Genomic DNA, 1,039 nt, shown 5'->3' with positions numbered 1-1,039 from the left:
TCGGCCGATGGAACTATCTTCGAAGTACAGGACACCCAGAAGATCGCCGGGCAGGTGTTCGGCCATCAGGGCGTGCTTGCCAGCGGCTCGCTGTCCGTGGGCGACACCGTCCAGGCGCAGGTGTACACGGCGCGGCGCGCGCGCATCGTGCGCAATCACTCGGCCACCCACCTGATGCACAAGGCCTTGCGCGAAGTGCTGGGCGGACACGTCCAGCAGCGCGGTTCGCTGGTGGACGCCGACAAGACCCGTTTCGACTTCGCCCATGATTCGGCCATGACGGCCGAGCAGATCGCCCAGGTCGAAGCCATCGTCAATGCCGAAGTGCTGGCCAACAAGGACGTGCAGGCGCGCCTCATGTCCTTCGACGACGCCGTCAGCGGCGGCGCCATGGCCTTGTTCGGCGAGAAATACGGCGACGAGGTGCGCGTGCTGGACATCGGCTTTTCGCGCGAGCTGTGCGGCGGCACACACGTGGCCCGCACCGGCGACATCGGCTTGTTCAAGATCGTGTCCGAAGGCGGTGTGGCCGCCGGCGTGCGCCGCGTCGAAGCCATCACCGGCGACAATGCCCTGCATTGGGTCCAGGACCAGCAGCGCCTGCTGAACGAGGCGGCCGCCAGCCTGCGCACCCAGCCTGACGGGCTGGTGGGCCGGATTTCCGCCCTGCAGGGACAGATCAAGGAGCTGGAGCGCGAACGCGAACAATTGCAATCCAAGCTGGCTTCGGCAGCCGGACAGGATCTCGTGTCGCAGGCTGTGGCCTTGAACGACACCAGCCGCCTGCTCGTGGCCACGCTGACCGGCGTGGATCCCAAGGCGCTGCGCGGCATGGCCGACCAGCTCAAGGACAAGTTCAAGTCCGCCGTTCTGCTGCTGTCGGTCGTGGCCGACGGCAAGGTCAGCCTGGTCGGCGGCGTCACGCCCGACCTGGCCGGCAAGGTCAAGGCAGGCGATCTGGTGGGCTTCGTGGCCGGTCAGATCGGCGGCAAGGGCGGCGGCCGTCCGGACATGGCCATGGGCGGAGGCACGGATGCGG

1 protein-coding gene is annotated in these 1,039 nt (G+C 67.6%); it reads left to right on the top strand.

Annotation, left to right across the window (positions count from 1 at the left end; translation table 11 throughout):
• On the top strand, positions 1-1,039 hold a 1,039-nt coding region (locus ACWPWO_RS18860), incomplete at both ends, for a DHHA1 domain-containing protein (RefSeq protein ID WP_454007900.1).

The organism is Alcaligenes sp. Marseille-Q7550, assembly GCF_965112015.1.
This window is presented reverse-complemented; position numbering and strand designations above follow the sequence as displayed.